A 26,655-nucleotide genomic window follows, 5' to 3' on the forward strand; every position below is an offset into this window, starting at 1 on the left:
CTCGTCGAAACCATCGAGGCAGCCGAATGCAAGAACTACTTCGAAAACGCAGGCTACGCTTCCGTCAAAATATGAAACGCTCTAGAATCAGCCACGACGGAAAATCGAGCCCACCTCTGCGGCACTCGATTTCGCTCACGGCAACATGCGTGTGGGACTGGTCGGGCTTTTGCGAAGTGAGCGGAAACAAGAAGAGTGCGGCAGGCGTTGCCGGCGTTCTAACCACAATGCAGACGGGCCGCGCCTTGCGGCCGGACTCCTCGCCGACATCAGCCTGCCGCGCCCATAGATAGTAGTATCGAAGCAAATCGCCGGGCTTAAGCATCCGGCTTGTCGCCGGTTGTGATGGCCTCCAATCCGGACATGAGTTCATCGTGGATCTCGTCCGGCGCGTCCTCAAGCGTGTAGGCTACGGCATGAGGCGAACTGACGAGCTGCCGGTATTGGGTGGCTGACAGGATGATCAGCTTCTCCTTGCCACGTTTCGTGAGAGCGACAGGCTCGATCATTGCCGTTTCGAGAATTTCGCCGGACGCCCGGTTCATGTCTGAAAAGGTGAACTGCTTCATCGGGTGGTCCTCATATGTATTTCACCTATTGTGCATATTTTACGTATCTAAGCAATCGATTTGCCGCTGCCTTCCGGTCGGGAATAAATCGGCACCAGCCAGCGTTATCTCATTGCTTGGGTGACCGGAGCGGCGGACCGCTTCGCGCTGGCCGCTTGCGCCGCGCCCGGAAGGCGCGTTCAATCGGATCAACAAGGGCGACCTCGAAAACCAGCGGTCATGGACGAAAAGAAGGCAGCAATCCTTGGCGAAATACCGCGCCTGCGCCGATACGCACGCTCGCTTTTGCGCGACCGCGACGCAGCCGACGACCTTGTTCAGGATTGCCTCGAGCGGGCGCTTGTGCGGCTCGACAATTGGCAGACAGGAGAAAGCCCCAGGAGGTGGCTGTTTACGATCATGCATCATTTGTTCATCGATCAGATGCGCAAGGTGAACCGCCGCGGCGAGGCGGCGATGCTGCCGCTGGAGGCGGGCGAGGCCGTTGCCCAGCCGGCCGAGCAGATGGAGAGCATTGCCTCGCGCGAGATCATCGACGCATTGCAGGCGATCAGCCCCGACCGTCGCGCAGCCCTTGTCATGGTTGCCATCGAAGGTTTTTCCTATGCCGAAGCCGCCAATATTCTGGGCGTGCCTGCGGGCACGCTGATGTCGCGCATTGCGCGCGGGCGTGAGGAATTGCGCGGGTTGCTGGACGACACGGCGCGCCGCCGGGCGATAAGGATCGTCGAGAAATGATCCGCCGCGACTTTTCCGAACGTGACATCCACATGGCGCTCGATGGCGAGCTGCCCGGCGATGAGCGCTCGGCCTACGATGCCTGGCTCGACGCCAATCCCGAAATGAAGGCCAAGAGCGCCCGTTTCACCGCCGACCGAGCGGCGCTGCGTGCCGCCTTCGCCGACGTGCTGGACGAAGCCGTGCCTGCGCGGTTGCGCAAGGTCGTGCTTGGCGAGGTGCCGGTCAAGGCATCTGTGCCACGCTCACGCTGGTGGCTTGCCGCTGCTGCCGCCGTGCTTCTGGTCACTGGCGGACTTGGTGGCTACTTTGCCGGCATCGATGGCATCGGCCAGGAGGACCCGGCGGAAGATCGGCTGGCCGAGCAGGCAATCGCGGCCCATGTCATCTATGCCGCCGAAAAGCGGCATGCCGTCGAGGTGCCGGCCAGCGACAAGGACCATCTGCAGACCTGGCTGTCCAACCGGGTAGGGCTGAAGCTGGTGGCGCCGGACCTGACCGCCGACGGATTCCAGCTGGTGGGCGGCCGGCTGTTGCCGGCAGGCGAGAGCAAGGCCGCCATGCTGCTTTACGAGGACGGCAATGGGCAGCGTATCTCGCTGTTCGTCACCACGGAATCGACCGAGAATGCCAAGGGCACCTACGCCGCCACGCAAGACGGACCCGAGGCCGTCTATTGGCTGGACAAGGGCTATGGCTGCGCCGTGGTCGGCTCCTTGCCACGCGAGCGGCTGGCCGAGGTCGCGAGGAGCGCCTACACGCAACTTGTAAACGGGCTGGCAAGCTGAACGGCATCGCTTTTGCCGGTGCCGTCGATCCAGGAATGCTGATCCGGCCGAAGGACCTTTTGCGCCCGTCGGGCCGGCGTCGGATTTGTCACAATTCGGCCCTAATCTAGGTGCGATAGCGCTTGATGAATGCCGTCGCATCGCCCCGAAAATCGGAAACGGTTTTTGGAAATACGAGGCGAAGATTCAAGGTGGTGGAGCGGACTTCGTGCGCCCAGGTGGACGCCGGTTTTCCCAACGCCCTGGTTGGCGTCAAGGACGTGTTCGAGTAGGGCCATTTCCACCACCAATCGAGGTTTTCTGAAGCCGCATGCCTGCCGAGATCCGCACGGCCCGCGCGTCTGACGTCGATGATCTCGCCGCCATCGAGAAAGCTGTTTTCTCAAGCGACCGTATTTCCCGCCGCTCCTTCCGCCTGTTCATCGAGCGTGAAACCGCCGAGACGCTGGTCGCCGAAGTCGATGGCCGCGTGGCCGGCTATGCGATCGTGCTGTTTCGCAAGGGCAGCGGCGTGGCGCGCCTCTACTCGATTGCGACCAGTCCGTTTTTCGGCGGACTGGGTGTCGGCCGCATGCTGCTCGGATCCGCCGAAGATGCCGCCTTCGAGCACGACCGCATGATGCTGCGCCTCGAAGTTCGCGAGGACAACAGCCGCGCGATCCGCATCTACGAACGGGCCGGTTATCGCAAGATCGGCCGTGAGCCCGGCTACTATGAGGATGGCGAAACGGCACTTCGCTACGAAAAGACCTTGCGTGGCGACATTCCGATCGCCACCAAGGTTCCGTTCTACCCGCAGACCTGCGAATTCACCTGCGGCCCGTGCTGCCTGATGATGGCGATGGCCAATTTCGATCGCGGCTTCGTGCCGGATCCGGTCATGGAAATCCGCCTGTGGCGTGAAGCGACGACCGTCTTCATGATGTCGGGTCCCGGTGGTTGCGAGCCATTCGGCCTTGCTGTCTCGGGCTACGAAAGCGGGCTCGCGGTGGAGATCTACGTTTCCTTCTATGGCGCGCTGTTCCTGCAATCGGTGCGCAGTGAGGACAAGCGCAGGGTGATGGAACTGGCCCAGGTCGACTTTCGCCGACGCGCGGAACTTTACGGTATCCCGGTGAATTACCGTGCATTCACAATCGACGATATCCGCGCTGCGATCGCTGGGGGAAAGCTGGTGCTGGTGCTGATCAGCGGCTTCCTGATGTTCGGCAAGAAGGTGCCGCACTGGGTGCTGGCGATCGGCGATGACGGCGACCATATCCTGATCCACGACCCTTGGGTCGAGGATGAAAGGCAGGAGACCATTCTTGATGCAGCCAACATTCCCGTGCCTTACGGCATCTTCATGAACATGGCGCAGTTCGGTCGCGATGGACTGCGTGCCGCCATCACTCTGGGAAAGCGTGACAGATAATGACCTGGGTCATCCTTACCGGCAGGCAGAGCGATCTCGACCAGGTGGCGACACCGCACAAGATCATCACCAATCGCGACTATCTCGCGCATCCGTCACTGTTTCGCGGCCAGCGGCCGAAGGTCATCAACCTGTCGAACAATTACGCCTACCAGAGCCGCGGCTACTATGCGTCGCTGCTGGCAAGCTCGCGCGGCCACAAGGTGATCCCGACGGTCGAAACGATGATCGACCTTTCGGAGCGCAAGCTCTATGAACACGCGCTGCCGGAACTGGAGCTGGCGCTCAACAAATGCCGCAAGGACCTCGGCGACGTTTTTCCGCAAAAGGTCTGCATCTTCTTCGGCATCGGCCCGTCGAAAATCTGGGACCGCTTCGCCAAACTTCTGTTCGACTGGTTCCGAGCGCCGGCGCTCGAAGTCCACATCAAGGACAGCGCCGAATGGGCCTCGATCCGCAAGATCGGTTTCCATCCGCTGGCGCGGATGACCGAGGACGAGGAAAAAAGCTTCATCCAGTGCCTGGAGACCTACACCAACCGCGAATGGCGCGACACCAAGGGCCGCACGCCGGCGCGCTACACCTTCGCCACGCTGGTCGACCCGCATGAGGAATTGCCGCCCTCGGAGATATCGTCGCTGCGCTATTGGGCCAAGATCGCCGAGAAGATGGGCGTCGAAATCGAGCCGATCACCAAACGGGACCTCGCCAAGCTCGCCAATTACGACGCGCTGTTCATCCGCGAGACCACCTCGATCTCCAACCACACCTATCGTTTCGCCCGCCGCGCCCAGCAGGAAGGAATGCCGGTGATCGACGATCCGCTGTCGATGATCCGCTGCACCAACAAGGTCTATCTCAACGAGCTGATGGCCTACAACAAGGTGCCGGTGCCGCCGACGGTGATGATCGCCGGCACCTCGGATCTCGAACTGGCGGCGCAGACCCTGGGCTTTCCGCTGGTGCTGAAGATCCCGGATTCGTCGTTCTCGCGCGGCGTCAAGAAATGCGCCAATTTCGAGGAACTGAAGACGCTGGCCACCGAATGGCTGGAGGATTCCGACCTTCTGATCGCGCAGAAATTCATTCCGACCGAGTATGACTGGCGCGTCGGCGTGCTCGGCGGCCAGCCATTGTTTGCCGTGCACTATCTGATGGCCAAGAAGCACTGGCAGATCGTCAACCACAAGGCCAACGGCAAGCCCGACCAGGGCGGCATCAAGACCTTCACGCTAAAGGAAACGCCGGCGCATGTCGTCGAGACGGCAGTGAAGGCGGCGCGCTGCATCGGTGACGGGCTCTATGGAGTCGATCTCAAGGAGACCAAGGACGGCGTCTTCGTCATAGAGGTCAACGACAATCCCAACCTCGACCATGGCTGGGAGGATTCCGGCGAGAAGGACGAGGTCTGGGTGCGGCTGACGCAGTGGTTCCTGGAGCGGCTGGACCGGCCGGGGCGGTAATTTGATCGGGGGTAGAACATGCAGTTCATCGTCATCGAGGATTTCACCGGCTGCGATCGCAAGGAGATCTACCGCCGCTTTCGCGACCGCGGCCGCCTGAAACCTGACGAGCTTCTCGTGCACCACAGTTGGATCGCGGCGGACATGAGCCGCTGCTTCCTGCTGGTGGAGACCGATGACGTCACACTGCTGCAGCGTTGGGTCATCGAATGGGCGGATCTGGTGGAGTTCGAGATCATCCCCGTGGCGACAAACAAGGACATGGCTGAGGCATTGAGCGGGCACCTCTGATCATCGCCGCACACTACGTCAACGCAGTGCCGGCGAGCCGACTGCGCGCCGACACTCGTCGATCAGCCACAGGCGAAACGCCGCCACGACATCGCGCCTGGCGCTGCGCTCCGGGATCGTCAGGCAATAGGGCTGGCGCAGCTCCAGTGCCTGGGCGAGGGGCCTGACAAGTCGGCCGTCTGCCAGCGCCGCGGCACAGTAGATCCCTTGCGCCAGCGCCACGCCCAATCCCGAAATGGCAAGGTCGAGTGCCGCGCGCGATGAGTTGGCCGAGAGGCCGCGCTGCGCTGCCCGGCCGGGCTCGATGCCGGCCGCCTCGAACCAGTTGTGCCAGGACGGAAAGGACGCACCAGTCGGTCCCCAGCCCGTGTGGATAAGCGGCAGGCTGGCCAGGCCCTCGGGTTTGATTGTGTCCGCCAGCCCGGGGGCACACACGGGATAGACTGCGTCCTGGACGATGTCCTCGGTCGGGTGCTCGCGATAATGCGGCCCATAGGAGAGCCTGATGTCGATCAGTTCACGGTCGAACGGCACCGGGTCGTCGTCGCCTCTGAGCGATATGTCGACGACGCCATGGCTTGAGGCAAAACCAGCGAGACGCTGCGAAAGCCAACCCATGGCCATGGATGGCGGCACCGACACCACAAGGCGTGGGCGGAACGTATCGCCGCCCAGCTGGCGCGCGACGCTGCCGATCTCCTGGAAGGCCATGGTCAGCCTGGGCAGCATCTCGACGCCGGCCTCGGTGAGGACGACGCGCCGGTTGACGCGGTGGAACAGCTTGCGGCCCATCTGCTCCTCGACCGTGCGGATGAGCTGACTGACGGCAGCGGCCGACACCGAAAGCTCTTCCGCCGCCGCGGCAAAGCTGCCTATACGGGCCGCAGCCTCGAAAGCTTGAAGCCCTTTGAGAGAGGGAGGTACGGCCATAATCACCGAATAGATAAGTTCAGCTTATCTAGATTGCAGAAATCGTCGTTTTTGGAAAGGTTGTTCATTGGCTACAGTGGGTTCATCAAACTCCAGTCTGGATCGAAGCACGTGGATCATCGTGACGTAATTTCATCGCTGACGCAGGAGGAGCGCAATCGGCTGACCGCCAAGTCTGATGTTGCGGGCCTCGTTCAGCTTGCTGCTCATTGGGGCGCGATCGTGGTCGTCGGATCGCTGATCGCCGTCAAGGTGCCGTTCTGGCCACTGCTGATGCTGCCGCAAGGTATCCTCATCGTCTTCCTGTTCACGCTGCTGCACGAAACGGTCCATCGCACGGCCTTTGAGTCGCAATGGCTGAACGATGCCGTGGCGCGGGTGTGCAGCCTGGCGATCGCGCTGCCGGCGGACTGGTTTCGCTATTTCCATTTCGCCCACCATCGATACACGCAGGACCCGCAGAACGACCCGGAACTGGCCTTCCCCAAACCGGAGACATGGCGGCAATATCTCGTCCACATATCCGGCATCCCTTTGTGGTGGGGCCACCTCAAGACGCTTTATGCCAATGCGATGGACCGCGGCCGGGAAAGCTACGTTCCGCCAAAGGGCTATGACAAGGTGCGCATCGAGGCACGCGCCATGATTGCCTTTTACGCCGTGGTCCTTCTGCTGGCCGTCTATTTCCGGCTCTCGGTGCTTCTCTATGTCTGGATCTTGCCCGCTCTGTTGGGGCAGCCGTTTCTGCGCCTCTATCTCTTAGCCGAGCACGGCCGTTGTCCGTTCGTCGCCAACATGCTGGAGAACACCAGGACCACGCTGACCAACTGGCTGGTCCGCAGGCTGGCGTGGAACATGCCGTTCCATGCCGAGCATCATGCCTATCCAGGCGTGCCGTTTCATCAACTGCCGCGGTTTCATGCGCTGATCGAGCGGCATCTCAAGGTGGTCGAGCCCGGCTATGTCAGCTTCCACGGCAAATACATCGACACGCTGCGTTGACGATGGCCGGCCTCAGCCGGTCTGGCTGTGGAGCGCTCGGGATTTCAACAGACGCTGGATCTCGGCGGCCGTTGACGGCACGCCGATCAGATAGCCCTGCGCCTCTGTACAGCCATTGCCGCGCAGGATGTCGAGTTGCGCCTCGGTCTCGACCCCCTCGGCGGTGACAGTGATGCCAAGCTCGGCGCCCAGCCCGATGACGGTGCGAACGATCGCCGCGGCGTCACGATTGCCCAGGTCGTGGATGAACGAACGATCGATCTTGATCTTGTCGACGGGAAAACGCCTGAGGTAGCCGAGCGAGGAATAGCCGGTGCCGAAATCGTCCAGCGCGATGCGGACGCCGAGTTCGCGCAACTGCCGCAGCGTCCTTAGCACCGCCTCGCTTTCGTCCATCAGCACGGTTTCGGTTATCTCCAGTTCCAACCGATCGGCTGGCACGCCGGAGAAAGCCAGCGCCGAGATGACGCTGCGGGCGAAGCTGCCGCTTTTAAGTTGCACGGCCGAGACATTGACCGCGACGCGCAGGCCGGCGGGCCAGTCGGCCGCCGCCGTGCAAGCTTTCCTCAGCGCCCATTCGCCAAGCGGCACGATCAATCCAGTGTCTTCGGCGACCGGAATGAAGCTGTCCGGCGCCACCGTGCCGCGTGTCGGCGAATGCCAGCGCATCAAGGCTTCCGCGCCGACGATCTCCCCGGATGCGATGTTCATGATGGGCTGGAAGTCGAGGTCGAATTCCTGGCGCGGCAGCGCGGTCTCGAGGTCGATCTCCAGCGCACGCCGTGCCTGTACCATAGCGTCCATTCCGGGTTCGAAGAACCGATACTGATTGCGCCCTTCGCTCTTCGCCCGGTAAAGCGCCGTATCGGCGTTCCTCAGCAGCGTGTCGGCATCTCCACCGTCGTCGGGGAAAACCGCTATGCCCAGGCTGATGCCGATATGCATCTCGCGGCTCTTGTCGCGGAACGGTTTTCCTATTGTCTCGATGATGCGCTTCGCGAGTTTTTCAGCATTGGCAATGCCCTTGAAATTGAACTGGATGATGACGAATTCGTCACCGCCGAAGCGGGCAACGACGTCGTTTTCATTATGAAGGCAGCGCTGCAGCCGCTCGGCCACGCTCTTCAGCAGCCAGTCGCCGGCCGGATGTCCCCAAGTGTCGTTGACCGCCTTGAAGCGATCGAGATCGAGCGAGAAGATCGCCAGCGGCGTGGCCGCCGTGTCCTCCAGCGCAAGGTCGAGCCGTTCGCGAAACATCGAGCGGTTGGGCAGTCCGGTCAGCATGTCGTGATGCGCAAGATGGGTCATGCGCTCTTCGGTACGGCGGCGCTCCGTAACATCGTCAAAGGTCGCCACCCAACCGCCGCCGTTCATCGGCTGGCGGGTGACCAGAACCGTCCTGCCGTCTGTAAGATGCCGATAGGCCGAATGCATTTTTTCGCCACCAGGCAGGCCTCGGTCTTGGCGACTTCGCTGTCGACATCGATCTTCGTATAGATGCCGAGTTCCAGCAATCGTTCGAGCGCGTCGCGGTGCGTCGTTCCAAGCGGGAAGTCCGCCGCGGTGACGTTGTAGAGTTCTAGGAAACGCCCGTTGCGCACGATCATCTTGCCGTCGGCGTCATACATCAGCAGGCCTTGCGACATATTGGCGAGCGCTGCGTCGAAGCGGCGGTGCTGCTCTTTGAGATCCTCTTGCGCGCGGCGCTGCTCAGTGATGTCCTCATAGATCGAGACCCAGCCGCCCAGAGCCAGAGGGCGGTGCGAGATGCTGACGATGCGGCCGTCCGACAGTGTTTCTTCGTAGGTCGAGGGCTTTGCCTGATCGATATAGGGTTTGCGGATGGCGTAGAGTTCGTCGGCGGTTTGCGAGGCGATGCCGATATCGACGCTGTGGCGCAGAATGTCGAGGAACCGGATGCCGGGCCTTATGATGCTGGCTTCGAGGCAAAAGATGTTCAGGTAGTTGCCGTTGCAGATGATCATCCGCTCGTCGGCGTCGAACATGCACAGGCCGTGCGACATGTTCTCGACCGCAGCCGAAAAGCGTTGGTTCTGCTCGCGCAGTTCGTCTTCCATGTGGCGGGAGCGGTCCATGCCTTCGGCCTCCCGTTTCGGGTTGGTCGAACCATCCTTGGCATCAGCGACGGGCATGAGCGCGCCTGCGGACCGTGATCGAACGCGCTATTGTGGCCGCCGCCGGTTAATTTAGCGTTTTTAGTCGATTGCGGTCGCCGAAACCTGGTGTCGCGATGTCTCGATCGCGGAAAACCGCTTCAGGAACGCATTTTGCGCCCAGGTCACCGAGCGTGGCGTGAAATCGAAGCGGTCGGCATTGAAGCCGCGCGGACGGCCGAAGAACTCGGTCGCCTCGGCGGTCGAAAAGCCGGCGAGCAGCGTTGCCTCGAAATAGGCGGCGATCTGGTCGGCGCGCTTGATCTCCTTGCGCAGCGCAGCACCCGGTTCCGGCAGCGAGAAGCGCAGATGGATGGCGCGTTGCAGCCGCAACTCACAATCCTTGTAGCTGCCGCCCATTACCGATTTGAACGGTGAGATCATGTCGCCGATGACATATTCGGGGGCGTCGTGCAGGAGGGCCGCCAGCCGGGCGTCGGCCGAAGCCTCGGGTACCAGGTCGCGGAACAGCGCTTCGACCAGCAGCGAGTGCTGGGCAACCGAAAAGGCATGCTCGCCGCTGGTCTGGCCGTTCCAGCGGGCAACGCGGGCGAGCCCATGCGCAATGTCTGAAATCTCGATGTCGAGCGGCGAGGGGTCGAGCAGGTCGAGCCGGCGGCCCGACAGCATGCGCTGCCAGGCGCGTGCCGGCGCGCCAACGCGGTCGGCGGCCATCAGACCCCCTCCGCGCTGACGGCTTCCTGCGGGAAGGTGAATTTTGCCCAACCGGGAATGGCGAGTGAAACGGTGGCGTCCCCGGCCATGATCGGCTGGCCGGCGTCGAGCGCCGCCTTGACCCGGTCGATGCGGGCAATGGCCAGACCGGTCGTGCCGGTGGTCGAGCCGAGCGTGCCAACCGGCCGGCCTGCAACGGTTAGCTCGGCGCCCGGCGCGGGCAGGGGCCCGTCGGCCGATACAATCAGCACGCGCCGCCTGGCGGTGCCGCGATGCTGCATGCGAGAGACGACCTCCTGGCCGACATAGCAGCCCTTCTTGAAGCCGACGCCACCGGTTTCGTCCAGCAGCACGTCGTGGGGGAAGGCGTCTCCGAGTTGGTAGTCGCTGCCGCTTTCGGCAATGCCGCCGGCAATGCGGAAGGCTTGCCACGCGGCAAGATCGCTGCGCTCATCTGTTTCGCCATAGGAACGCGTGACGGCACCCTTCGGAAAGCGTGTGTCGGCGGCTGCCGTTGAATCAGATTGTGAGGGTGTTGATTCATGTCCCCATGCGACGGTGACAAGTGCCTGATCGGATTTGGCAATCTCGACCTTGGCGCGCAGTTTGTAGAGCGTCAGCCGGCGTATGAAATCGTCCGCTATGTCGGCACGGCATTCGAGCCGGAATGCATTCTCGCCGGTGCGCGAGATCAGGAAATCGAACAGGATCTTGCCTTGCGGCGTCAGCAGCGCACCGGGCTTGGCTTCGCCGGGAGCCAGGATGTCGAGATCGGTGGTCACGATGTTTTGCAAAAAATGCTCGGCATCCGGACCTGATACGGAAATGAGGGCGCGGTCTTTGAGCTGGGCAAAGGGCATGGGCGGAAAAGCAACCTGATCTTGCAAAACGGTCGGCCTTTACGTAAGCCGCTGGCACTCCCCCCGCAAGAGAGCATGGCCATGATCTACGACCTCATCCTGACAGGCGGCACCGTGGTCAACCACGACGGCGAAGGGGCTCGCGACATCGGCGTGAAGGGCGGGCGCATCGCCGCCATCGGCGATCTCCGCCAGGCCTCGGCGGGCGAGACGATCGATTGCCGCGGCCTGCATATCCTGCCGGGCGTCATCGACAGCCAGGTGCACTTTCGTGAGCCGGGATTGGAGCACAAGGAAGATTTGGAAACGGGTTCGCGCGCGGCCGTGCTTGGCGGCGTCACCACCGTGTTCGAGATGCCCAACACCAATCCTTTGACCACCAGCGAGGCAGCGCTTGCCGACAAGGTTCGGCGCGGCACGGATCGCATGCATTGCGATTTTGCCTTCTGGGTCGGCGGCACCCGCGAAAACGCCGAGGATGTCGGCGAGCTTGAGCGATTGCCGGGCGCGGCCGGGATCAAGGTTTTCATGGGCTCGTCCACCGGCGATCTGCTGGTCGAGGACGACGAAGGTGTCGCCTCGATCCTGAGAAACACGCGCCGCCGTGCAGCCTTTCATTCGGAAGACGAATTCCGGCTGCGCGAGCGTCTTGGCGAGCGCATCGAGGGCGACCCGGCATCGCACCCTGTCTGGCGCGACGAGATCGCCGCCTTACGCTGTACCGAACGGCTTGTACGCATCGCGCGCAGCGTTCGCGCCCGCATTCATGTCCTGCACATCTCGACGGCCGAGGAGATTGTGTTCCTCGAACAACACAAGGATGTCGCGACCTGCGAGGCAACGCCGCATCATTTGACGCTAACCGCCGACGACTATGCACGGCTTGGCACGCGGATCCAGATGAACCCGCCGGTGCGCGCCGCCCGCCATCGCTACGGCGTCTGGCACGGCATTGCGCAAGGCGTCGTCGACGTGCTCGGCTCCGACCATGCGCCGCACACGCTGGCCGAGAAGGCCAAGCCGTATCCGGCCTCACCGTCGGGAATGACCGGCGTGCAGACGCTGGTGCCGATCATGCTCGACCACGTCAATGCCGGCCGGCTAACCTTGCAGCGCTTCGTCGACCTGTCCAGTCATGGCCCGCAGCGGATCTTCGGCATGGCCAGGAAAGGCCGCATCGCCGCCGGCTATGACGCCGACTTCACCATCGTCGACATGATGCGGCGCGAGATGATCACCAATGCGCAGGCCGGCTCGAAAGCCGGCTGGACGCCTTATGATGGCAGGGAAGTGACGGGTTGGCCGGTCGGCACCGTCATTCGAGGCCGACGTGTCATGTGGGAGGGCGAAATCGTCACGCCAGGCCAGGGCAAAGCGGTGGAGTTTTCCGAGGCATTGCCCGTCTAGGCTCCCGGATCTCTGCAAGGGCAGAGGCAGAAAGCTCAATCCCCGGCGACGAAGAACGACCACTGTCCGGCAGGCGTGATGCCGACACGGTAGAAGATATAGGCGCCGAACTGCTTCATGTCATTGAAATCGCCGGCGGTGACGATCTTGAAGAGCTCGACCCGCTGCTTGGCGTCCAGCTTGTCCAGCGGCAGGGCGAAGAAATACGGCCACACATAGAGTTCTTGTGGCGTGCCGGCATCGAGGTGGACGTAGCCGGCATTAAGCACCTCCTCCAGGATGGCCAGAATCTCCTGGCCGTCTGGGTCGCCGGAGAGGCCCTTGAGGAAGGCGATGGCGTCGCCGTCTATGTCGGTCAGCGATATCTGTGTCATGCTCTCGCCCGTGCCGATCAACGGCCGCAGCTTTTCGATATCGCCGCCCTTGCAGGCTTCGACGATCAGATCGTGCATGCGCCGCACCGGTTCCGGCAGCTTGCCGAGATCGTAGACGACCTCAGGCACCGGCGTTTCCGGATCGACGCGCGGTCTGGTCACGCCGCCATCCGCCGGGCTGTCCGGCTCGGCTTCGGCAGGAGCAGTCGGCTGGCTGGCCGGCGGCGGTGTTCCGACCGGGTTGGGCATTGGCACGGCGCTTCCGGGGGGCGACATGTCGTCGTCGGCCGGCGGCGTGACTGTCGGGGGGAGCTCTTCGCGCTTGATTTCGCTCAGCGCATACACGGGGCTGCTCGCGAGACACACAAGCAGGGGAATCGCGGCACAGCAAGCGGCGAAGGAGATGCGAAGGATCAAGCCACACGGCTTGCCTGACATCGAAAAACTCACTGCCCGTTTCTCCCTGCTTCCGGGCATGACGCCCGAGCGGCATGTTCCCGTCAAAGAACCGGACGTCGGTTCAGTGCCGCAGCCGTTCAGGTTCGAAGGCGCCAGCAATCACCTTTTCACGCATACGGTCGAGCAGGGCAAGGGCCGAGGTCTCGCCATTGGCACGCAACATCTCGCCGAAGGCTGTTTCGAGCGCTGCTTCGGCGATGATCTCGGGCTCTATCCCGGCGGAGAGACCTTCCGCCCAGGCCTCGCTGTGGCTTTCCACGGCGGTCAGGCGTTTTTCTTCCCTGACCAGCGCGTCGATGTCGTTGACACCATGTTCCATAAGCGAATGTCCACCCTTTCAAGCTGCGATCCATCGATGTGGATCAGGCCTGATCTGTTCATTTCACACGCAGGGGCAATTAAGTATTTGTAAATACGACATTTTTTTGATCGTCTTTTACAAAGCCCGATTGCCTTGTGCGAAGCTGCGTTCAGCTCGAGTCAAACTTAGCCGATTGGGGCGGCCTGCGGGGCGAAAACCTTCAGTTTGAGTTAATTCCGCTTTCGCGCGGTAAGGTTTCGTTAATACTGTTGCAGAAGTGCAACATGAGGATTGCACCAAGATATCGCCTGGCACAAGCCGATATATCCGCTGTGCCCAGCAATGATCCGGATAGTTGTTGATGAGCGAGTGCCTAGTTGCCGTAACGCGAGGCGATATCGCGAGATAGCGTCTCGCCTTCCTTCATGTAGCGGCTGATGGCTTCGGTCGCCGAGGGCGTGCACCTCGTATAGGTGCCGCCGAAAGAGCGGTAGCCGCGATTGAAGCTGGCGATGAAGCGGGCGCGCCGCTCGGCGTCCGGATTTTCCGAATCGAGCAGTTTTGTCATCTCGACACGCCACTGCTCGCCCTTCTCGCCGCACAGATTGCGCAGGAAATGCAGCGAGCCCAGAACCTCCGCCAGCCGCATCAACCCAGGCTCGAACGGCGACTCGGCGCTGAGCGCGGGCCGTATCGAAACGGTCGTGCTGACGGAAAGACACACGGCGAGGAGCATGGATGGACGGTTCATAAGCCTTCTCTACCCAACGGCGTGGCTCTGCCAAACAGGATAAGTCTTTGTGGCGAAACAATTTGTCGCCTGCAAGGCGGTTTTCAGGGCAGCAGTCCGGCGTTTCTGCCAGGGGCCAACAAGTCTTCTGCGACCGCGAATACCGAGCCTGCTAGCGGCAGCGCCGCCATCTCGATGAGCGTATAGAAGGCCGCCGTCTCTGCATCGTCGCTGGCCACCGCCTCGCCGCCGGCATAGACGGCTCCGAAGACTGTGAGGAGATAGTCAACCGGGTGGCTGTCGTCCCTGCCGTCGATGTGGATTTCCCGAAGCCGGCGATAATCGGTGGCCCGCAAGCCGGTCTCTTCCAACAGTTCGCGAGCGATGGCTTGCTCCAGCGTTTCGTCGGGCTCGACCTTGCCGCCTGGAAAGGCATAGAGCCCCTGCGAGGGTTGCCGCGCCCGCTTGACCAGAAGCACGGTGTCTGCGCGCACGACGGCGACCGAAACTGCCGGAAGTGTCTTGCGCGCTTTGTTCATGGGTTCCCGATCAGGCGTGAAGCTGGTCTGTTGTGGAACCGCCAGCATGCGGAAGCTTTAGCGGTTGCGCAACGGCGGTTCTATCGCCACTTTCAAGCTGAACCATTCGAAGGGCGCCAATCGACCATGTGCGGACGTTTTGCCTTGACCGCGACGCCGGACCAGACTGCCGCCTTGCTAGGTTTGGCTGAACTGGAGGATTTCCCGGCGCGCTACAACATCGCACCAACCCAACCGATCCTGATGGCGGTCGCCGGCCCCCCGCAGGCGCCGGGCTCCAATCTGCCGGACCGGCAGCCGATGCTGGTGCGCTGGGGGCTGATTCCGACCTGGGTCAAGGATACCAGGGAATTTCCGCTGCTGTTCAACGCGCGCTCTGAAGGCGCAGCTGAGAAGGCCTCGTTCAAAGCCGCCATGCGCCATCGCCGCGCGCTGGTGCCGGCGTCGGGTTTTTACGAGTGGCGGCAAACTGGTGGCAAGAAGGGGCAGCCCTACTGGATCAGGCCTAGGCATGGCGGGTTGCTCGCCTTTGCCGGCTTGATCGAGACCTATGCCGAGCCGGGCGGTTCGGAAATGGACACCGGCGCTATCTTGACCGTCAACGCCAATGCCGACATCGCCCATATTCACGACCGCATGCCGGTGGTGATCGATCCCAGGGATTTCGCCCGCTGGCTGGATTGCCGCACGCTCGAGCCGCGCGATGTCGCCGACCTGTTGCGGCCGGCACAGCCTGATTTCTTCGAGGCAATTCCCGTCTCCGACCTCGTCAACAAGGTCGTCAACACCGGACCGGAGATCCAGGAGCGGGGCGAGATCGGGCCGGAGCCCGAAAAAGTCAAGCGCCAGAAGCCCGGCGCGGACGACAATCAGATGACGTTGTTCTAGTTGAACTGTTCTTCAGCGGCGTATGTCTGCGCCATTTGCCAGGCGCCCTTGGCGCAGGGCCGCACACCACTTCAGGCGGCGCGGGGCGACACGATCTTCTGTACCGGCTTTTTCTTCTTCGCGGTGTGAAGGAGGGCGGCGACGATCGCGGCCGGGCCGATCGCGCGATAGTGGTTGGCCAGTGCCGGCTGCTTGGCTCGGTTGGCTTCCTGCTTGGTTCGGGGCATGTTTCTCTTCCCAGGTAACATTTTCGTGTCTGCGTTTGATGGCTGATTCTGACCAAATCGTGACGCCTGCTGATCTAGCCGGCGAATGTTTCATGACTGTGCCGACATGTTTAATAAAATGTTTCAGTGCATCATTACCTGTGATCCAGCGACGTTTTTGCCGAAACTTGCGACTTGACGGCAACACATGCCAAGGCGATAAAGCCGCCCATGAAAACGTCTTTCGCCATTTGTGGCATTTGCATTATTGGCTAGCCTCGCGCTGGTCCGGACGTTTTCGCCTCATCTTTCCCCAGATTGGACAAACGCCCCGGCCAGCAGGCTGGAGCCTGATTTGCGTCTTGGCGCGGGCTGGCTCCATCCAGATGAAAGATCTGAAACGGGAAGGCACGAATGTCTGACGCATCGCAGGGCCTGCGCCTCTACAACACGCTGACGCGGACGAAAGAGGATTTCGTCCCGATCGATCCGCTGAACGTGCGCATGTATGTCTGCGGTCCGACCGTCTACGACTTTGCCCATATCGGCAATGCCAGACCGGTGATCGTCTTCGACGTGCTGTTCCGCCTGCTGCGCCAAGTCTATGGCGAGGCGCACGTCACCTATGTGCGCAACATCACCGACGTCGACGACAAGATCAACGCGCGCGCTCTGCGCGATTTTGGCGGCGAGATCGCTTCTGGAATGCTCTCGCTCAACGAGGCGATCAGGCGGGTCACCGAAAAGACCGCCGGCCAGTTCCATCGGGACGTGGCGGTTCTCGGCTGCCTGGAGCCGACGGTCGAGCCCCGCGCCACCGAATTCGTCGAGCCCCGCGCCGACGGCAAAGTCGACATGATCACCTTGATTCAAAGCCTGATCGAACGCGGCCATGCCTATGTTGCCGCGGGCGAAGTCCTGTTCGATACGGCGTCGATGCCCGACTACGGCCAACTGTCGAAGCGCAATCTCGAGGAGCAGCAGGCCGGTGCTCGCGTCGCCGTCGACGCGCACAAGAAAAATCCCGGCGATTTTGTGCTGTGGAAGTTGTCGTCGCCGGAGGAGCCTGGCTGGAATTCGCCATGGGGCAGGGGTCGGCCGGGCTGGCACATCGAATGCTCGGCAATGTCGGCCGCCTATCTTGGCGAGGTGTTCGACATCCATGGCGGCGGCCTCGACCTGATCTTCCCGCACCATGAAAACGAGATCGCTCAGTCGCGCTGCGCCCATGGCACGGACGTGATGGCCAACATCTGGATGCACAACGGCTTCCTGCAGGTCGAAGGTCAGAAAATGTCGAAAAGCGTCGGCAATTTCTATTCGATCAACGAACTGCTCGAAACCGAGACGTTTGGCGGCCGCAAATGGCCGGGCGAGGTCCTGCGGCTGGCGATGCTGATGACGCACTATCGCGAGCCGATCGACTTTTCCGTGCGCAAGCTGGAAGAGGCCGAGAACACGCTGCGCAAATGGAAGCGGGCGGCCGACCTTGCGCCGGCCGCCGCAGGACTGCTGCCCGTGCAGGTCATCGATGCCTTGTCGGACGATCTCGCAACCTATGCCGCCTTCCAGGTCTTGACGCAGTTGGCTGGCGAGGCAGCGGACGGCAACGATGCGGCGGCTGCGCTGAAGGCGTCGCTGCTGTTCCTCGGCTTCGATGTCGCGTCGGCGACGGTTGATGAAGACCACGTCGCCAAGGCCATCGCCAAGCGTCTCGCATTCATCGCCGCCAAGAACTGGGCCGAGGCCGACCGCATCCGCGACGAACTGCTGGCGCAAGGTGTACAGTTGAAGGACGGCAAGGATCCGGTCAACGGCGAGCGAGTGACGACGTGGGAGGTCAAGCGGTGAGGGTGGCGCGAAACACCTTTACAAGTTTGGCGGAGGCGCTGGTGACAGCCGATCTCCCCCCTTGCGGGGGAGATGTCCGGCAGGACAGAGGGGGGTGTGAAGGAACGCCATCGTTTCTGTTTGCCTACCCTCGTTTCGACCGTTTCCTGAGAAGGCAGCGGTCTCCAATTGATAAGCGGGCGGGACAGCACCCCCCTCTGCCCTGCCGGGCATCTCCCCCGCAAGGGGGGAGATCAGCCCTCGTCGCCGATTTCGCTAATCACCGGCGAAGGGGTGTTTGATGGGACACGATCTCGTTCCGCAACGACACCGCCGGAATGCAAAATCCATGCGTCGCGTCATGACCGATGCGGAGTTGAAACTTTGGAATGAGTTGCGTGCTCACCAGCTTATGGGGATGAGCTTTCGACGGCAGGTGCCGATCGGACCTTATATCGTTGACTTTGCTTGCTCGGCCTATCGTCTCATCGTCGAGGTAGACGGCAGCCAGCATGCGGATAGCGAAAATCTACAACAAGACGAGACACGCAGCGCATATTTTAAGAGCAGTGGCTGGACCATCCTGCGCTTCTGGAACGACGACGTCATTCGCGATATCGACAATGTCTGCCAGCACATCGTCATCGAGGCCGGCCTGGCCGCTGCCGAAGTGCTGGCGATCGAACCAGCTAGGGAGGCAATTTCATGATAGACCATCTTGGCATCACCGTTGCCGATTTCGATGCTTCGAAGGCTTTCTATGACAAGGCGATGGCGCCGCTTGGTGCAGCGCTCCTCTACATGGTGCCGCTGGAATACACCGGCGGCGCCAAGGTCGGCGGCTATGGCCGTGACCGGCCGGTGTTCTGGCTGAGTTCGGCCAAGGACAAGCCCAGGGATCACCAGCACGTCGCCTTCACCGCGCGCAGCCGCGCCGAGGTCGATGCCTTCCACGCAGCGGCACTTGCTGCCGGTGGCAAGGACAATGGCGGGCCGGGCCTGCGCCGGCATTATCACCCGAACTACTATGGCGCCTTCGTCTTCGATCCCGACGGCAACAATGTCGAAGCCGTCTGCCATGCGCCGGAGTGAGCCGAGATGAGCCTCGACAACCGGCCGATCTACACCGGCGGCTGCCAGTGCGGCGCGGTGCGCTTTCGCGTTGAAGGCGCGCTCGGCGACGCTTCGGTCTGCCATTGCCGCATGTGCCAGAAGGCGTTCGGCTCGTTCTATGCGCCGCTGGTTTCGGTGCGTGGCGCCCGGCTCGACTGGACGCGCGGCGAGCCGAAATACTTCCGCTCCTCCAACCATGTCGATCGCGGTTTTTGCGCCGATTGCGGCACGCCGCTGACCTTCACCGCGCCGGACGGCGTTGGCCTCGCCATCGGCGCGTTCGACAATCCGGCGGAGATCGTGCCGCTGATCCAATGGGGTGTCGAGGCAAAGCTGCCTTATGTCGATACGATCCCGCAATTGCCGGGCGAGGAGACGATGGCCGACGTGTCGTCGGCCTCTTATCTGGCCGATCTCGTCTCCTACCAGCATCCGGACCACGACACCGAACAATGGCCGCCGAAGGAAAGACCATGACCGAGACAGTAAGAACTGGCGGCTGCCAATGCGGCGCCGTGCGTTTCCGCATTCATGGGGCGCTCGGCCGTCCCTCGATCTGCCATTGCCGGATGTGCCAGAAGCAGTTCGGCTCGTTCTTCGGTGCGCTGGTCACGGTGCCCAGGGATGGCGTCAAATGGACCCATGAAGAGCCAAGCTATTTCCAGTCGTCGGTCAACATCGATCGTGGTTTCTGCGCCCGCTGCGGGACGCCGCTGACCTACCGGCAGCCCGGTGGACTTGAGATCGCTATCGGTGCCTTCGACGACCGCTCAGATCTCGCCCCGCAGATCCAGGTCAACTACGCCGCGCGGCTGCCCTGGGTGGAGACGATCTTCGATCAGCCCGTCCACCAGGATCCCGACTACTATAACAGGCAGGAATCCATCATCTCCTTCCAGCACCCCGACCATGAAACAGCGGACTGGCCGACCAAAGGTTTGCAACTATGAGCAGTCAATTGCGTACCCTCTATCCCGAGATCGAGGCCTTCGAGTCCGGCATGCTCGATGTCGGCGACGGCCATCAGGTCTACTGGGAACGTTCCGGCACCAAAGGCGCCAAACCGGCGGTGTTTCTGCATGGCGGGCCGGGCGGCACCATCTCGCCAAAGCACCGGCGGCTGTTCGACCCGAAGCTCTACGATGTCATCCTGTTCGATCAACGCGGCTGCGGAAAATCGACGCCCAATGCCTCGCTCGAAGCCAACACGACCTGGCACCTGGTCGCCGACATCGAACGCCTGCGCGAAATGGCCGGCTTCGACAAATGGCTGGTGTTCGGCGGCTCCTGGGGGTCGACGCTGGCGCTCGCCTATGCCGAAACGCACCCCGAACGCGTCAGTGAGTTGGTGGTACGCGGCATCTACACGCTGACACGTGCGGAACTCGAATGGTACTATCAGTTCGGCGTCTCGGAAATGTTCCCGGACAAATGGGAGCGCTTTCTGGCGCCGGTCCCGGAGGCCGAGCGCGGCGACATGATGGCTGCCTACCGCAAGCGGCTGGTCGGCACGGATCGCAAGGCGCAGATCGAAGCCGCCCGCGCCTGGAGCCTGTGGGAGGGCGAAACGATCACGCTGTTGCCGGAACCGGAGACCAGTGGACCGTTTGGTGAGGACGACTATGCCATTGCCTTCGCCCGCATCGAAAACCACTATTTCGTCCATGCCGGCTGGCTTGAGGAAGGGCAGCTGCTGCGCGACGCGCACAAGCTGAGCGACATTCCCGGCACCATCGTCCACGGCCGCTACGACATGCCGTGCCCGGCGCGCTATGCCTGGTCGCTGCACAAGGCGTGGCCGAAGGCGGATTTCCATCTGATCGAGGGCGCCGGTCATGCTTATTCGGAGCCGGGGATTTTGGATCAACTGATCCGGGCGACGGATCGGTTTGCAGGGAAGATATAGTCGATGCACGGCGATCCTTCACACCCCCCTCTGTCCTACCGGACATCTCCCCCGCAAGGGGGGAGATTGGATGTCGCCTTCGCTTTCGCCAATCGCCGACATTGCAGGACCAGCGCTATCGTCAAAGCTGCCGATCTCCCCCTTTGCGGGGGAGATGGCCGGCAGGCCAGAGGGGGGTGCTCAAGCACCTTGCTGTCATGAAAAAGGAAAGACTGTTCCTCTTCGACACCACCTTGCGCGATGGCCAGCAGACGCCGGGCATCGACTTCTCTATCGAAGACAAGATCGCTATCGCGAAACTGCTCGACGCTTTCGGCCTCGATTATGTCGAAGGTGGCTATCCCGGCGCCAATCCGACCGACACAGCCTTCTTCCAGGAGAAGCGCACGGCGCACGCCAAATTTGTCGCCTTCGGCATGACCAAGCGGGCAGGGGTGTCGGCGTCCAACGATCCCGGCCTTGCGTCACTCGTGCAATCCAGGTCGGATGCCATCTGCTTCGTCGCCAAGAGTTGGGACTACCATGTCCGTGTCGCGCTCGGCTGCACCAATGAGGAGAACCTCGACGCCATCAAGGCCTCCGTCGAGGCGGCGATCGCCGCCGGCAAGGAGGCGTTGGTCGATTGCGAGCATTTTTTCGACGGCTTCAAGGCCAATCCCGATTATGCGCTGGCCTGCGCCAGGACCGCCTGTGATGCCGGCGCGCGCTGGATGGTGCTGTGCGACACCAATGGTGGCACGCAACCCTCGGAAGTCCGCGCCATCGTCGAGAAGGTTATTTCATCAGGTATTTCAGGCGATCATCTCGGCATCCATGCCCATGACGACACCGGCCAGGCCGTGGCAAATTCCCTCGCCGCGGTCCAGGCCGGCGTGCGCCAGATCCAGGGCACGCTCAATGGCATCGGCGAGCGCTGCGGCAACGCCAATTTGATCTCGATCGTGCCGACGCTGGCGTTGAAACCGGCCTTCGCCGATCGTTTCGAGACGGGCATTTCGGCCGAGGCGCTAACCGGCATTTCGCGCCTTTCGCGCGCCTTCGACGAACTCCTGAACCGAGCGCCAGAGGCGCAAGCGCCCTATGTCGGCGCTTCCGCCTTCGCCACCAAGGCGGGCATCCACGCCTCCGCGCTGGCCAAGGAGCCAGCGACCTATGAGCATGTACCCCCGGAAACGGTCGGTAACCGCCGCCGCGTCATGGTTTCGGACCAGGGCGGCAAGGCCAATTTCCTCGCCGAGTTGAAGCGGCGCGGCATCGACGTGCCGAAAGACGATCACCGGCTCGACGCGCTGATATCAGTGGTCAAGGAGCGCGAGGCCGAGGGCTACGCCTATGAGGGCGCCGATGCCAGCTTCGAGCTCCTGGCACGCAAGATGCTGCACGGCCTGCCGGAGTTCTTCAACGTCACCTCGTTCCGCTGCATGGTCGAGCGCCGCTTCGACGCCAACGGCCAGCTGAAGACAGTCTCCGAAGCGATCGTCAAGGTGGTGGTCGACGGCGAGGAGAAGATGTCGGTGGCCGAGGGGCATGGCCCGGTCAACGCACTCGACATCGCGCTGCGCAAGGACCTTGGCAAGTTCCAGAGCGAGATCGCCGACATGGAGCTGGCCGACTTCAAGGTGCGTATCCTCAATGGCGGCACCGAGGCGATCACCCGCGTTCTGATCGAATCGCACGATGGCACCGGCGCGCGCTGGTGGACGGTCGGCGTTTCCGAAAACATCATCGACGCCTCGTTCCAAGCGCTGATGGATTCCATCGTCTACAAGCTGATGAAGAACCGCGAGATGGCCGGACTGGTGGCCGCCGAATAGAGTTGAACCATCAGCGAAAGTCCATTGATCCATCAGAACTTTGCGATGGTCTTGCCAAGGTGGCTGGGCCATAGCGTTGGCCCATGGCCACTGAAGCAATCACCCTGGACGCGGATTCCAAGGCCCGGCGCGGCTTTCTGCTGGCGCTCGGCGCCTATCTGCTATGGGGGCTGCTGCCCTTCTACATGAAGGCGGTCGCTCATCTGCCGCTCGCCGAAGTCATTGCCCATCGCATCGTCTGGTCGGTTCCGATCGCCGCCGCCGTCCTGATTTGGGCCGGCCGCACGGCGGATTTCAAGGCGGCACTGCGTTCGCCGCGCACCATCGCCATGGCCGCGCTGACGGCTGCGCTGATTTCGGTCAATTGGGGCATCTATGTCTGGGCGATCGCCGTCGACCGCACGGTCGAAACAGCGCTCGGCTACTACATCAATCCACTGGTCAACGTCGTCGTCGGCGCGCTGCTGCTGGGCGAGCGGCTCGACCGGCTGCAGATCGCGGCGGTGGTGCTGGCGGCCGTCGCCGTCACCGTGCTGACCGTCGAGGGCGGCAAGCTGCCCTGGGTGTCGCTGGCGCTGGCGTTTTCCTTCGCCGCCTACGCCTTCTTCCGCAAGACGTTGCCGATCGGACCGAGCCAGGGATTTTTGCTCGAAGTCCTTCTGCTGTCGGTGCCGGCACTTGGCTACATCGTCTATCTCATCGCCACCGAACAGGACCATATCGTATCCAGCAGTGGCACCGATACGGCATTGCTGATCGGCTGCGGTCCGGTCACATCGATCCCGCTGCTGCTGTTTGCGTTCGGCGCGAGGCTGCTGCGGCTGTCCACCATCGGCATCATGCAGTACATCGCGCCGACCATTGTGTTTCTGATCGCCGTGCTGATCTTCGACGAGCCTTTCGGCACAACCCAGGCGATTGCCTTTGGCCTGATCTGGACAGCGCTCGCGATGTATTCCTGGTCGATGTTCCGTGGCCGCGAGATCCGGCCGGCGGTGCCGGCTGCAAGGTAAGGATCCCCTATGTACCTGCTGCATATCGCCAACAAGAATTATTCCTCATGGTCGCTGCGGCCCTGGGTGTTGATGCGAGAACTGGACATCCCATTCGAGGAGCGGCTTACCCCGTTCCCGACCGGATCGAGCTGGGATCTGTACCGGCCATTCTCGCCGAGCGGCCGCGTGCCATGCCTGATCGACGATGGCTGGGCGGTCTGGGATTCGCTGGCCATCGTCGAATATCTGGCCGAACGCCACCATGGCGTGTGGCCCGTCGAAGCCAAGGCGCGCGCCTGGGCACGCTCGGCCGCCGCCGAGATGCATTCGAGCTTCACCGCATTGCGCGGGGCATGCCCGATGAGCTGCGGCGTGCGGGTAAAGCCGTTCCCGATGTCCGATGGGCTGAAACAGGACCTTTTCCGCCTCGGTGACCTCTGGAACGATGGGTTTGCCCGTTTCGGGGGGCCGTTTCTGGCCGGCGCTCATTTCACCGCCGTCGACGCTTTCTTTGCTCCGGTGGCGTTTCGCGCCCGGTCCTATGGGCTCTCCTTCGAGGGTGCGGCTGCGGCCTATCCGGCCCAATTGCTTGCTCTACCGGCGATGCGCGAATGGTATGCGGCTGGCCTTGCCGAAATCTGGCGCGAGTCCGATCACGAAGCGGAAGTGGCCGCCGCCGGCACCGTCATCGAGGATCTTCGCGCCACGGCGTGAAAGCCGCCGGCGGGTGCTACATCTGTCCGAGCCGCCTGACAAAGAGATAGGTCGCGCCCGCGATCACCATCGACACCGCCGTCACCACCCAAAAGCCCATTGGCGTGTCGACCAGCGGCAGGCCCCCAACGTTCATGCCGAACAGGCCTGAGATGATGGTCATCGGCAACAGCACCGCCGTCATCACCGACAGTACGTACAGCAGCCGGTTCGACTGCGTCGTCAGCTTGGCCATAAGCTCGTCCTGCAACAGCCGGGCGCGTGCCTGCAATTGCTCGCCGTCATAATGCAGCGTCTGCGCACGGTGCGAAAGCCGGGCCGCCATGTCATTGATCGAATCGGGCAGGTCGTTACGGTGCGAATGGTCGAGATGGCGAAACAGATTGGTGAGCGTCGCCATCTGCCGGTGGATCACCACTAGGTGCCGGCGCGCGTCGACGAGGGATTGCCGTTCATTGTGCCATGCGTCGCAGACGATACGGTCTTCGATGCCGTCGAGACTGTCGCCGAGTGCCGCAAGTTCCGCCACCATGCCGTCGAACGACTGGCCGACGACAGCCTCGATCAACTCGGCTGGCGAGCGGAACTTGCGCGATCCATTCTCGATCGCCTTGCGGATGTTGTCGACCGACTGCAGTGGTTGCTTGCGGGCGCCGACCAGCATCGTGTCATTGAGCGCGAAGCGGAAATGGCCAAGCCCGCCCGCTTCCGCCGAATAGTCATGGCGCAGGTCCGGCAGGTCGCCGTAGAGCCAGTCATCCTCGAGGTCGATGTGGCAGCCATGGCTGGCGGACAGGAAAGCTTCACGCACTGGTGCCGGCAAAGCCTGATCGGTGCCGATCTCATGGCGAGCGCGCATGTCGGAAAGCTGGTAGCTGCGCCATGTCCAGTGCGCGGCGGCGGTGTCCCTGGTTCGCACGCCCTCAGCGGTGAAGTGATAGATGAAGAACAATCCGTGCTCGTCGGGCAGGTAGGGCGACAGGTCGGTGCCTTCCGGGGCGAGAGTGATATCCATGGGGGCGGTGCCAGATGCATGTTCCGAAGATGGCACCGCACGGCGGCTGCCTGGCCTTGATTTCTAGCACGAGCGAACCCGGTTCCGTGTGACGGTTTCTTGACAGCCGATCACGGTCTGTCGATCACCTACGTCAATCCGGTGGTGACGGCCTTCGCCACCCCCGGTTGTGTCCCTGTCAGTGCTTCGGGCCGAAGCCGGGGTAGGGCTTTAGGGATACGATTGCGGCAATGTCCATCATGCCGGCCTTGACCAACGGCAAGGTGGCGAGGTGGGCGCGAACCTCTGCATCATCGGCTGCCTCGAACATCATGCCGCTGCCCGGGATGTCGCCTCGGTTCCACACCTGGCGTACCGCGCCTTTGGCATAGAGCGTGCGTCCTTTGGTTGGAATGGCCGAATTATCGCTCCCGCTGGTCAGACTGTCCAAGACTGGTTAGGCTAAGTTGAGACCTGGGGGGACTGGAGTCCGGAGAAATGTTCGATCTGCGTCAGCTCCGCTATTTCGTCACCGTCGCCGAAACCGGCAATGTCGGGCGCGCCGCCGAAATGCTGCATATTTCTCAGTCGCCACTCAGCCGGCAGATCATCCAGCTCGAGGAGCAACTCGGCGTCGCTTTGTTCGAACGGGCAAAGCAGCGGGTCCACCTCAACGCCGAGGGCCGCGCCTTCCTCGTCGAAGCCCGCGCGCTGCTGTCCAATGCGCGACGTTTGGAGCAGTTCGGCCGCAACCTGGCCAGCGGCGCCGTCGGCCGGCTCGCCATCGGCTATGTCGAAGGCGCCGTTCATGCCGGGCTTGTCGCTGGGATGCTGCGCCAGTTCCGTCGCGACCGGCCGGATTTCCACCTGCAGCTGAGAAGCCTGCGTTCGGCGGCGCAGTTGGAAGGGCTACGGCAGCGGTCGCTGGATCTGGGCTTTGTCTACTCGCCGCCAGCCGATGATGACCCGGATGTCGCCGCGATAGCGCTGCGGCATGAGCCGCTGGTGCTGGCGATCCCCGAAGATGATCCGCTTGCTGAAGTGCCAGAGATTGGGCCCGACCACCTTGACGGTCGCACCTGGATCACCGTCGTGCGCCAGCCGGACGACACCAATCGCGGCCAGTTCCTTGCCGCCTGCGCCAAGGCCGGCTTTCTGCCCGACATCGCCTATGAGACGGCGGACCCGCTGACCTCGCTCGGCCTTGTCAGCGCCGGTCTCGGCCTTGCGACGGTGCAAGCCAGCCTGCGTGTCGCTGCGCCGCCGCGGATCGTATTTCGCGACCTGCCGTGGTTCGACCGCACGGTCTCCATCTATCTCGCCTGGCGGCGTCATGACCGACGGGCGGTGATTGCCGATTTGCGGCAGGCAGCTGAGGAATAGGGGAATAGGGGAATAGGGGAATAGGGGAATAGGGGAATAGGGGAATAGGGGAATAGGGGAATTCGGGAATACGCGACTACGAGCAGAGGGGACTAGGG

General features: G+C 62.4%; 31 protein-coding genes. 18 read left to right on the plus strand and 13 right to left on the minus strand.

What is annotated here, in order from left to right:
- Positions 1–317: 317 nt before the first annotated feature.
- The gene (locus tag NKH06_RS30930; protein WP_023812878.1) at positions 318–569 is read right to left on the minus strand and encodes a type II toxin-antitoxin system Phd/YefM family antitoxin; all 252 of its coding nucleotides are present in this window, start codon (positions 567–569) and stop codon (positions 318–320) included.
- A 219-nt stretch (positions 570–788) separates the two neighbouring features.
- Between NKH06_RS30930 and NKH06_RS30935 the strand changes: the two genes are divergently transcribed.
- The 5 genes from NKH06_RS30935 to NKH06_RS30955 all read left to right on the plus strand — a co-directional run bounded on the left by NKH06_RS30935 (position 789) and on the right by NKH06_RS30955 (position 5,263).
- The gene (locus NKH06_RS30935; RefSeq protein WP_023812879.1) at positions 789–1,307 is read left to right on the plus strand and encodes an RNA polymerase sigma factor; all 519 of its coding nucleotides are present in this window, start codon (positions 789–791) and stop codon (positions 1,305–1,307) included.
- Positions 1,304–2,095, plus strand: a complete 792-nt coding sequence (locus tag NKH06_RS30940; protein ID WP_352895007.1) for an anti-sigma factor family protein — start codon at positions 1,304–1,306, stop codon at positions 2,093–2,095. The genes NKH06_RS30935 and NKH06_RS30940 overlap by 4 nt, the downstream gene beginning before the upstream one ends.
- 310 nt (positions 2,096–2,405) lie before the next feature.
- Complete coding sequence (locus NKH06_RS30945) at positions 2,406–3,509, plus strand: peptidase C39 family protein (RefSeq protein WP_127257394.1); 1,104 nt, start codon at positions 2,406–2,408, stop codon at positions 3,507–3,509.
- The gene (locus NKH06_RS30950) at positions 3,509–4,972 is read left to right on the plus strand and encodes a RimK family ATP-grasp domain-containing protein (RefSeq protein ID WP_023812882.1); all 1,464 of its coding nucleotides are present in this window, start codon (positions 3,509–3,511) and stop codon (positions 4,970–4,972) included. The genes NKH06_RS30945 and NKH06_RS30950 overlap by 1 nt, the downstream gene beginning before the upstream one ends.
- 18 nt (positions 4,973–4,990) lie before the next feature.
- Positions 4,991–5,263: a DUF3303 domain-containing protein gene (locus tag NKH06_RS30955; protein WP_127268533.1), complete on the plus strand. Its 273-nt coding sequence runs from the start codon at positions 4,991–4,993 to the stop codon at positions 5,261–5,263.
- An 18-nt stretch (positions 5,264–5,281) separates the two neighbouring features.
- On the opposite strand, the gene NKH06_RS30960 is transcribed toward NKH06_RS30955, so the two are convergent.
- A complete protein-coding gene (locus NKH06_RS30960; RefSeq protein WP_128303041.1) occupies positions 5,282–6,193 on the minus strand; it encodes a LysR substrate-binding domain-containing protein in 912 nt (303 codons plus the stop codon).
- Positions 6,194–6,304: 111 nt separating this feature from the next.
- On the opposite strand from NKH06_RS30960, the gene NKH06_RS30965 reads away from it, so the two are divergent.
- Positions 6,305–7,195, plus strand: a complete 891-nt coding sequence (locus NKH06_RS30965) for a fatty acid desaturase family protein (protein WP_352443175.1) — start codon at positions 6,305–6,307, stop codon at positions 7,193–7,195.
- A gap of 12 nt (positions 7,196–7,207) precedes the next feature.
- Here NKH06_RS30965 and NKH06_RS30970 read toward each other — a convergent pair whose 3' ends face one another.
- From NKH06_RS30970 to ygfZ, 4 genes are all read right to left on the minus strand, one after another.
- Entirely contained in the window at positions 7,208–8,629 is a 1,422-nt protein-coding gene (locus NKH06_RS30970) for a putative bifunctional diguanylate cyclase/phosphodiesterase (RefSeq protein WP_352895008.1), read from the minus strand.
- A complete protein-coding gene (locus tag NKH06_RS30975) occupies positions 8,566–9,348 on the minus strand; it encodes a PAS domain-containing protein (RefSeq protein ID WP_352895010.1) in 783 nt (260 codons plus the stop codon). Before NKH06_RS30975 ends, NKH06_RS30970 begins: the two co-directional genes overlap by 64 nt.
- A 63-nt stretch (positions 9,349–9,411) precedes the next feature.
- Positions 9,412–10,044: an HD domain-containing protein gene (locus NKH06_RS30980; protein WP_127289343.1), complete on the minus strand. Its 633-nt coding sequence runs from the start codon at positions 10,042–10,044 to the stop codon at positions 9,412–9,414.
- Complete coding sequence (gene ygfZ, locus NKH06_RS30985; protein WP_352895012.1) at positions 10,044–10,904, minus strand: CAF17-like 4Fe-4S cluster assembly/insertion protein YgfZ; 861 nt, start codon at positions 10,902–10,904, stop codon at positions 10,044–10,046. The genes NKH06_RS30980 and ygfZ overlap by 1 nt, the downstream gene beginning before the upstream one ends.
- Before the next feature lie 75 nt (positions 10,905–10,979).
- Between ygfZ and NKH06_RS30990 the strand changes: the two genes are divergently transcribed.
- Entirely contained in the window at positions 10,980–12,311 is a 1,332-nt protein-coding gene (locus NKH06_RS30990; protein ID WP_352895014.1) for a dihydroorotase, read from the plus strand.
- A gap of 35 nt (positions 12,312–12,346) precedes the next feature.
- Here the strand turns inward: NKH06_RS30990 and NKH06_RS30995 are convergent, their stop codons facing one another.
- From NKH06_RS30995 to NKH06_RS31010, 4 genes are all read right to left on the minus strand, one after another.
- Positions 12,347–13,135 carry a hypothetical protein gene (locus tag NKH06_RS30995; protein WP_023812890.1) on the minus strand — a complete coding sequence of 263 codons (789 nt, stop codon included), beginning with the start codon at positions 13,133–13,135 and terminating at the stop codon, positions 12,347–12,349.
- A 70-nt stretch (positions 13,136–13,205) separates the two neighbouring features.
- Positions 13,206–13,463, minus strand: coding sequence for a hypothetical protein (locus NKH06_RS31000; protein WP_008874920.1), 258 nt, complete (start codon positions 13,461–13,463; stop codon positions 13,206–13,208).
- A gap of 355 nt (positions 13,464–13,818) precedes the next feature.
- Complete coding sequence (locus tag NKH06_RS31005; protein WP_023812891.1) at positions 13,819–14,196, minus strand: TIGR02301 family protein; 378 nt, start codon at positions 14,194–14,196, stop codon at positions 13,819–13,821.
- Between the two features lie 83 nt (positions 14,197–14,279).
- Positions 14,280–14,714 carry an NUDIX hydrolase gene (locus tag NKH06_RS31010; protein ID WP_023812892.1) on the minus strand — a complete coding sequence of 145 codons (435 nt, stop codon included), beginning with the start codon at positions 14,712–14,714 and terminating at the stop codon, positions 14,280–14,282.
- Positions 14,715–14,840: 126 nt separating this feature from the next.
- Here NKH06_RS31010 and NKH06_RS31015 point away from each other — a divergent pair, with 126 nt between their 5' ends.
- On the plus strand, positions 14,841–15,602 hold the full coding sequence (locus NKH06_RS31015; RefSeq protein WP_352895016.1) for an SOS response-associated peptidase: 762 nt from the start codon (positions 14,841–14,843) through the stop codon (positions 15,600–15,602).
- A 71-nt stretch (positions 15,603–15,673) separates the two neighbouring features.
- Here NKH06_RS31015 and NKH06_RS31020 read toward each other — a convergent pair whose 3' ends face one another.
- A complete protein-coding gene (locus tag NKH06_RS31020; protein ID WP_081738801.1) occupies positions 15,674–15,829 on the minus strand; it encodes a hypothetical protein in 156 nt (51 codons plus the stop codon).
- A gap of 393 nt (positions 15,830–16,222) precedes the next feature.
- Between NKH06_RS31020 and cysS the strand changes: the two genes are divergently transcribed.
- From cysS to NKH06_RS31065, 9 genes are all read left to right on the plus strand, one after another.
- Positions 16,223–17,659: a cysteine--tRNA ligase gene (gene cysS, locus NKH06_RS31025; RefSeq protein WP_352895018.1), complete on the plus strand. Its 1,437-nt coding sequence runs from the start codon at positions 16,223–16,225 to the stop codon at positions 17,657–17,659.
- Positions 17,660–17,939: 280 nt separating this feature from the next.
- Positions 17,940–18,347, plus strand: a complete 408-nt coding sequence (locus NKH06_RS31030) for an endonuclease domain-containing protein (protein ID WP_023812896.1) — start codon at positions 17,940–17,942, stop codon at positions 18,345–18,347.
- Positions 18,344–18,730 (plus strand): VOC family protein, encoded by a 387-nt coding sequence (locus tag NKH06_RS31035; RefSeq protein ID WP_023812897.1) that lies wholly within the window; start codon positions 18,344–18,346, stop codon positions 18,728–18,730. The genes NKH06_RS31030 and NKH06_RS31035 overlap by 4 nt, the downstream gene beginning before the upstream one ends.
- A gap of 6 nt (positions 18,731–18,736) precedes the next feature.
- Positions 18,737–19,228, plus strand: coding sequence for a GFA family protein (locus tag NKH06_RS31040; RefSeq protein WP_023812898.1), 492 nt, complete (start codon positions 18,737–18,739; stop codon positions 19,226–19,228).
- The gene (locus NKH06_RS31045) at positions 19,225–19,701 is read left to right on the plus strand and encodes a GFA family protein (RefSeq protein WP_023812899.1); all 477 of its coding nucleotides are present in this window, start codon (positions 19,225–19,227) and stop codon (positions 19,699–19,701) included. Before NKH06_RS31040 ends, NKH06_RS31045 begins: the two co-directional genes overlap by 4 nt.
- Positions 19,698–20,657 (plus strand): prolyl aminopeptidase, encoded by a 960-nt coding sequence (gene pip, locus NKH06_RS31050; protein ID WP_352895020.1) that lies wholly within the window; start codon positions 19,698–19,700, stop codon positions 20,655–20,657. The genes NKH06_RS31045 and pip overlap by 4 nt, the downstream gene beginning before the upstream one ends.
- A gap of 197 nt (positions 20,658–20,854) precedes the next feature.
- Entirely contained in the window at positions 20,855–22,471 is a 1,617-nt protein-coding gene (cimA, locus tag NKH06_RS31055) for a citramalate synthase (RefSeq protein WP_352895022.1), read from the plus strand.
- A gap of 83 nt (positions 22,472–22,554) precedes the next feature.
- Positions 22,555–23,484, plus strand: coding sequence for an EamA family transporter RarD (gene rarD / locus NKH06_RS31060; protein WP_027038007.1), 930 nt, complete (start codon positions 22,555–22,557; stop codon positions 23,482–23,484).
- A gap of 9 nt (positions 23,485–23,493) precedes the next feature.
- The gene (locus NKH06_RS31065) at positions 23,494–24,180 is read left to right on the plus strand and encodes a glutathione S-transferase family protein (protein WP_352895024.1); all 687 of its coding nucleotides are present in this window, start codon (positions 23,494–23,496) and stop codon (positions 24,178–24,180) included.
- Positions 24,181–24,196: 16 nt separating this feature from the next.
- On the opposite strand, the gene NKH06_RS31070 is transcribed toward NKH06_RS31065, so the two are convergent.
- Complete coding sequence (locus NKH06_RS31070) at positions 24,197–25,195, minus strand: transporter (protein WP_352895025.1); 999 nt, start codon at positions 25,193–25,195, stop codon at positions 24,197–24,199.
- Between the two features lie 178 nt (positions 25,196–25,373).
- Positions 25,374–25,625, minus strand: a complete 252-nt coding sequence (locus NKH06_RS31075) for a hypothetical protein (RefSeq protein WP_352895027.1) — start codon at positions 25,623–25,625, stop codon at positions 25,374–25,376.
- Between the two features lie 47 nt (positions 25,626–25,672).
- On the opposite strand from NKH06_RS31075, the gene NKH06_RS31080 reads away from it, so the two are divergent.
- Positions 25,673–26,557, plus strand: coding sequence for a LysR substrate-binding domain-containing protein (locus tag NKH06_RS31080; RefSeq protein WP_023812906.1), 885 nt, complete (start codon positions 25,673–25,675; stop codon positions 26,555–26,557).
- Positions 26,558–26,655 lie beyond the last annotated feature (98 nt).

It is taken from the genome of Mesorhizobium sp. M1342 (assembly GCF_040317955.1).
Classification (GTDB): Bacteria; Pseudomonadota; Alphaproteobacteria; order Rhizobiales; family Rhizobiaceae; genus Mesorhizobium.